Origin of the sequence: Aquimarina discodermiae (assembly GCF_040786235.1) — a bacterium.
Taxonomy (GTDB): Bacteria; Bacteroidota; Bacteroidia; order Flavobacteriales; family Flavobacteriaceae; genus Aquimarina.
In genome coordinates, this window is record NZ_JBFMKP010000061.1 from 1 (window position 1) to 5,811 (window position 5,811).

Below are 5,811 nucleotides of genomic sequence, written 5' to 3' on the forward strand. Positions count from 1 at the left end.
TAGGATTGCGTGTGCCTTTTTAAAACACATCTTTTAATCCTAAAATTGAAAAAAATCAACAAAAACCATAATGGATGAAAAAGAAAATCGCCTAAAAATAACTTTTTAGACGACCTCTTTTTATTTAATAGGATTGAACTTTAATCTTAAGATAAATACCTAGACTGTAAACTTTTGGTATTTCCTCTTTGGGATAGGATTAAGGAGAGGGGTAACTATAGTAAAAAAACCTCCTCCTAACCTTCTCCCAGATAGAGAAGGAACTATTTAAGTTCTTAAGACATTATTATTAATTAGTTTTAAGTACAAAATATCATAGATAATACTATTTGTAAACGGTGTATTTAATAACACAAGAGTTTTGTTCTCTGTCATTACATTGCCAGTAAACGATATCGGCATCGATAAAGGCCGCAGTTCCTAGAGTGCTTACATGTGCCTGAAGGTCGTCTTGGTAATGATCCAGGTTAATATCAGAATCACCATCTACATAGTATACCATACTTTTGTATTTGATAACTACCGCTCCTGTAGGAGGCCAGATACGAGGATAGGTAGTACATTCTCTTACATAGCGCTCAAATTCTGATGCAGCGCCGTCAGAACAACCGGTATCTCCATCCAGCGTACAATTTGCTTTGTTGTTGGTTGGTTTTTGAATGTTCTTAAGTTCTTCTTTACTAGCCGTACGATATTCTACAGTTCCTACCAAATCAAGCGCAGTAGAAGCGTTGGTGTTTTCAATTTCGGTATCCTCTCCACAAGATACCATTACAACAGCAATAATAGCTACTGTCAAAACAGATTTCAAATTAAATTTCATGTTGTTATTTTTTTGGTTTTAAGATAATTCGAAGTAACTAAAGAAAAAGTCGATCACCTAATTCGCTGTTTTAAGTGATTGTTACGGTTTTTGTAGTGTAGGAGTCATGTTTTTATGTAATAATAATCTTACGGTAACTGTAGATTTTTTTTAGTTTTGTATCTATAAGGTTTGTCTTTTTTTGAAAAGTTTTTAGGTGCTTAAGCTATTTTAAATCAGATTGTTGTTTGATTTTTGAAAGCCAGATTTGTGTCGACGTTTCTAGATGTAGGAATAGTTGTGGTTAATTCTTTTTGACTTATAAGACGTTTTCTTACATTTTAGTCTCTTGTAATTATGGTAATACAACAAAAAAAGCCCTGATAAATTGTATCAGAGCTTTTAGAAAAAGTGTTTTTACTTCTTTTTATATTCCTGTATAATTAGAAGGAGTAATTTGTTTTAATTCGGTTTTGATCGTATCCGATACTTCCAGTGTTTCTATAAAATTGGCAATAGAGTTCTGGTTTATTTTTTCGTTGGTTCGGGTTAATCCTTTTAATGCTTCGTAAGGATTTGGATAGGCTTCTCTACGCAAAATAGTTTGTATCGCTTCTGCGACTACTGCCCAATTGTTTTCAAGATCTTCTGCAAACTTCTCTTGATTTAGTAAAAGTTTGTTTAGTCCTTTTAGGGTAGCTTGAAAAGCGATGATAGTATGGCCAAATGGTACACCTACATTTCTAAGTACTGTACTATCGGTTAGATCACGTTGTAAACGGCTTACGGGTAGCTTTAGTGATAAATGCTCAAAAAGTGCATTAGCAATTCCTAGATTTCCTTCACTATTTTCAAAATCGATAGGATTTACTTTATGTGGCATAGCAGAAGAACCTACTTCTCCTTTTTTAATTTTTTGTTTAAAATAGTCCATCGACACATAGGTCCATACATCACGATCCAGATCCAATAAGATGGTATTGATACGTTTTAGCCCATCAAAAAGCGCAGCCATATGGTCATAGTGCTCGATTTGTGTTGTTGGGAAAGAATGATGTAATCCTAATTTTTCTTGTACAAAATGAGTACCAAATGCTTTCCAGTCTATCGATGGGTAGGCTACTTTATGCGCGTTATAATTACCTGTAGCACCTCCAAATTTTGCAGCACTTGGGATATCTTTAAGCAAATCAAATTGCGCCTCTAATCGGGTAACATATACCTGAAACTCTTTTCCTAAGCGGGTAGGAGAAGCGGGTTGCCCGTGCGTACGTGCCAGCATAGAAACCCCCGACCATTCATCGACTAATGATTTTAACTTTTCTAAGAGTGCTGTATACTCTGGAATATATACATTGCTAATCGCTTCTTTAATACTAAGCGGGATAGCCGTGTTGTTAATGTCTTGAGAAGTCAATCCAAAATGGATAAACTCTTTATATGCTTGTAAACCAAGAGAATCAAATTTTTCTTTGATAAAATACTCTACGGCTTTTACATCGTGGTTGGTTACTTTTTCAATGTCCTTTATTGCTAATGCATCTTCGCTAGAAAAAGAAGTATAGATTTCTCTAAGTTGATCAAATAATGAACTGTCTATATCTTGTAATTGAGGTAAAGGTTGCTCACATAATGCAATAAAATATTCAATTTCTACCAGAACACGATACTTGATTAAGGCTTCTTCGCTAAAAAATGCACTAAGTGATTTTGTCTTTGATGCATAGCGTCCATCTATTGGTGAGATGGCTTGCAAAGGAAATAATGACATAGTTTTTGTTTTTGAAGCTGCAAAGATAATCCAATTAATTATGAATTACGAATTTTATGGTTTTGGTTTTTGTTTTAAGTACGAAGTCAGAAGCTCGAAGTCGGAAGTCCAATGTCTGATGTCTGATGTCTGATGTCTGATGTCTGATGTCTGATGTCTGATGTCTGATGTCTGATGTCTGATGTCTGATGTCTGATGTCTGATGTCTGATGTCTGATGTCTGATGCTTGAAAATAGAAGTGTTATTGAAAATACAAAGTATCAAGTATTATGTTTGAAGTTATTTTACTCCCCACACCCGATACCCGAAACCCGATACCCGAAACCCGATACCCGAAACCCGATACCCGAAACCCGATACCAGAAACCCGATACCAGAAACCCGATACCAGAAACCCGAAACCCGAAACCCAAGACCCGACTACCCCCTAAGCTTCTTAAGCACCATTCGGGATCGTGCTTTATAAGCAGCGCTTCCTTTGCTATAATTGTTTTCGAGTATCGTTTTAAGTGCTGCGTGCACCCAGTCAAATTCTGTTCCTAATAAGTACAAAGAGGTCATGGTATAGGCTTGTACAGCTACTTTTTGATCGGTGATCATCCAGTCAAAACAGATTTCTGTAATCTGAGATCTGTGCATTTTTGTTAGTGCCTGTTGCGTTCTAGCCTCTTTTTTTTGATAATAATGGATCATTAATTGTTCAATGATCTTTGCCATTGGTCTCACTGCCGGGTGTTTATATACAGTAGGGATAATGGTTAGTAGTTGATCCAAATACGGTAATATTTCATCTATTTTGGTTTTGCACATATATTCGAGTCCCCAGGCGGCTCTGCAAGAGGCATCGTCATCTACCATAGCGCAAATACCCAATAACTCGGGAATTAATGTAGGGTTTGCAACCAGCATATTGGCTAGACGTGCTCTTTTTTCTCGAGAGTGATCAATGCTATCTACAATTTCGTCTAGAAGTGCCATTTGGATAAACGTATCATATTGCAATCAAAGTTACCTAATAATAATTTGTACTGCAAAACCGTTATATCTAAAAATTAGTATTTCATTGTGTTAGTGTGTATTAGGGGCTGTTTCGTTATAAAACTGATGTAACCAGTTTGATAGGTCAATTTCAAATTACGGATACAATAGGAGGGAAAGAGAGTATAGAAATACTGTAAAACAAATAAAATGATAAAACGATTTTTTTTACTCTTGCTATTGGCATTGGTTGTCTCTCAGTTTTTAAGACCTAATAAAAATGAAGCCAGTTACGAAACTATCACCTCTTTTGAAACTGCTACAGTTGTACCCGATAATGTAAGGACTATTTTGCAAAATAATTGTTATGATTGCCATAGCAATAGTACCCGATATCCATGGTATATGGAGGTAAGTCCTGTTTCGCACTGGATGGCTTATCATATCAACGAAGGAAAAGAACATTTTAATGTTTCTGACTGGGATTCGTATACTACCGACCAAAGGGAACATAAATTAAAAGAATTGATAGAAGAGATAGAAAAAAAGGCAATGCCATTAAAACCCTATACCTGGGTTCATGATGAACTATCTAATCAAGATGCCGATATACTAACCACCTGGGCAAAAGAGGTAAGAGATAAAATCATCAATCCTATAGATAGCATTCCTGCAAAGACTAGTGATACTATTCCTGCTACCGTTATCGATAGTAGCAAGACGGTATTGTAGAGGGGGCTTAAACTTTGTACTTTGTACTCCTGACTTCTGACTTCTGACTCCTGACTCCTGACTCCTGACTCCTGACTCCTGACTCCTGACTCCTGACTCCTGACTCCTGACTCCTGACTCCTGACTCCTGACTCCTGACTCCTGACTCCTGACTCCTGACTCCTGACTTCTGACTTCTGACTTCTGACTTCTGACTTCTGACTTCTGACTTCTGACTTCTGACTTCTGACTTCTGACTTCTGACTTCTGACTTCTGACTTCTGACTTCTGACTTCTGACTTCTGACTCCTGACTTCTGACTCCTGACTTCTGACTCCTGACTTCTGACTCCTGACTTCTGACTCACTACTCAAGCAACTCCTTTACCACTTTGGCAACACCCGAGGTAGCTTTTTCTGCCAGTATAGTAAGATTATTAGAGGGGTTAATGGCTGGATTAGGATCTATAAAGTATATAGGGATATTGGGTTGCGTGTATTGCACTAGTCCTGCAGCCGGATATACCTGCATAGAAGTGCCTATGATCAAAAGAATATCGGCTTGCTCTGTATAAGTGATGGCGGTTTCCATCATGGGGACATCTTCTCCAAACCATACGATATGAGGTCTTAATTGGGTGTTGTATTTGCAGTAGTCTCCTGTATGCAGGTCGTCGGTCCACTCTAGAACCTCATGCTCATCATGTTGGCTACGTACTTTTAAGAGTTCACCGTGCAGATGCACCACATGGTTGCTACCGGCACGTTCATGCAGGTCATCTACATTTTGAGTAATGATGGTCACCTTGTATTGCTGTTCGAGGGCAACCAGATCGATATGTGCCTGATTAGGAACGACCGTATGTAATTGCTGGCGTCTTTTGTTGTAAAAGTCAAGGACCAGTTCCTGATTGTTTTGCCAACCGATAGGCGAGGCTACCTCCATAATATCATGACCTTCCCACAGCCCATCTGCATCTCTAAAGGTATTGATCCCACTTTCTGCACTCATTCCTGCTCCTGTAAGTACCACAATATTTTTCATAGGTAGATGTGTTTTTATATAGCTTTTCAAAGATACAGAAATGGTGTATATACCCTAAGAATATCTGATTTTAATAAAAGTAAAAGGTATATACTAGTGTGAATTTGATGTACGGATTTGACTTTAAAAATCCGTCGAATTGAGACTTTCAATAAAATTTTACCCAGTGTTTAAACTGACGTTCCAAAGCGGAGCTTTGAAATCTTTTTTCACCAGTATAAGATTTATTTTGCGTTAAAAAATCTTGAAGCCTTGGAAAGATTTTAGCAAAATAAATCTGGTTTTCAGTGAAACTGAAAAATACCTTGAAAAAAGTGCCTTTTCTTTTGTTTCGTTTTCTTTGGGCGAGCAAAGAAAATGAAAGAGTTAAATCAAAAACGATTTAATTAATAGGGTTACCCATTTAGTTCGCAATGGTTTTTACTTGTTTGATAGTAACAGGCTGATGCATTACACATCGCTCTACTATTTTATCGAGTATTGATACTCTGTGATTTCTTCGGT

Annotated in this window: 6 protein-coding genes; 2 read left to right on the plus strand and 4 right to left on the minus strand. The window is 37.2% G+C overall.

Annotated elements, in window-relative coordinates:
- Window positions 1-325: 325 nt before the first annotated feature.
- A complete protein-coding gene (locus ABW636_RS22400; RefSeq protein ID WP_367592329.1) occupies window positions 326-823 on the minus strand; it encodes a hypothetical protein in 498 nt (165 codons plus the stop codon).
- 406 nt (window positions 824-1,229) lie between these two features.
- A complete protein-coding gene (gene purB / locus ABW636_RS22405; protein ID WP_367592330.1) occupies window positions 1,230-2,573 on the minus strand; it encodes an adenylosuccinate lyase in 1,344 nt (447 codons plus the stop codon).
- Window positions 2,574-2,843: 270 nt separating this feature from the next.
- Between purB and ABW636_RS22410 the strand changes: the two genes are divergently transcribed.
- Window positions 2,844-3,005, plus strand: a complete 162-nt coding sequence (locus tag ABW636_RS22410) for a hypothetical protein (RefSeq protein WP_367592331.1) — start codon at window positions 2,844-2,846, stop codon at window positions 3,003-3,005.
- Here ABW636_RS22410 and ABW636_RS22415 read toward each other — a convergent pair.
- Window positions 2,995-3,552, minus strand: coding sequence for an adenylosuccinate lyase (locus ABW636_RS22415; RefSeq protein WP_367592332.1), 558 nt, complete (start codon window positions 3,550-3,552; stop codon window positions 2,995-2,997). The two genes, ABW636_RS22410 and ABW636_RS22415, sit on opposite strands and share 11 nt — an antisense overlap.
- Before the next feature lie 210 nt (window positions 3,553-3,762).
- Here ABW636_RS22415 and ABW636_RS22420 point away from each other — a divergent pair, with 210 nt between their 5' ends.
- Window positions 3,763-4,284, plus strand: coding sequence for a heme-binding domain-containing protein (locus tag ABW636_RS22420; RefSeq protein ID WP_367592333.1), 522 nt, complete (start codon window positions 3,763-3,765; stop codon window positions 4,282-4,284).
- Window positions 4,285-4,629: 345 nt separating this feature from the next.
- Here ABW636_RS22420 and ABW636_RS22425 read toward each other — a convergent pair whose 3' ends face one another.
- Complete coding sequence (locus tag ABW636_RS22425; RefSeq protein WP_367592334.1) at window positions 4,630-5,307, minus strand: SIR2 family NAD-dependent protein deacylase; 678 nt, start codon at window positions 5,305-5,307, stop codon at window positions 4,630-4,632.
- Window positions 5,308-5,811: the final 504 nt, after the last annotated feature.

Bases quoted from the DNA above. Each gene is read 5' to 3' on its own strand.
- ABW636_RS22400 (WP_367592329.1), bottom strand. From the start codon at position 823: ATGAAATTTAATTTGAAATCTGTTTTGACAGTAGCTATTATTGCTGTT.
- ABW636_RS22415 (WP_367592332.1), bottom strand. From the start codon at position 3,552: ATGGCACTTCTAGACGAAATTGTAGATAGCATTGATCACTCTCGAGAA.
- ABW636_RS22420 (WP_367592333.1), top strand. From the start codon at position 3,763: ATGATAAAACGATTTTTTTTACTCTTGCTATTGGCATTGGTTGTCTCT.
- ABW636_RS22425 (WP_367592334.1), bottom strand. From the start codon at position 5,307: ATGAAAAATATTGTGGTACTTACAGGAGCAGGAATGAGTGCAGAAAGT.
- ABW636_RS22410 (WP_367592331.1), top strand. From the start codon at position 2,844: ATGTTTGAAGTTATTTTACTCCCCACACCCGATACCCGAAACCCGATA.
- purB (WP_367592330.1), bottom strand. From the start codon at position 2,573: ATGTCATTATTTCCTTTGCAAGCCATCTCACCAATAGATGGACGCTAT.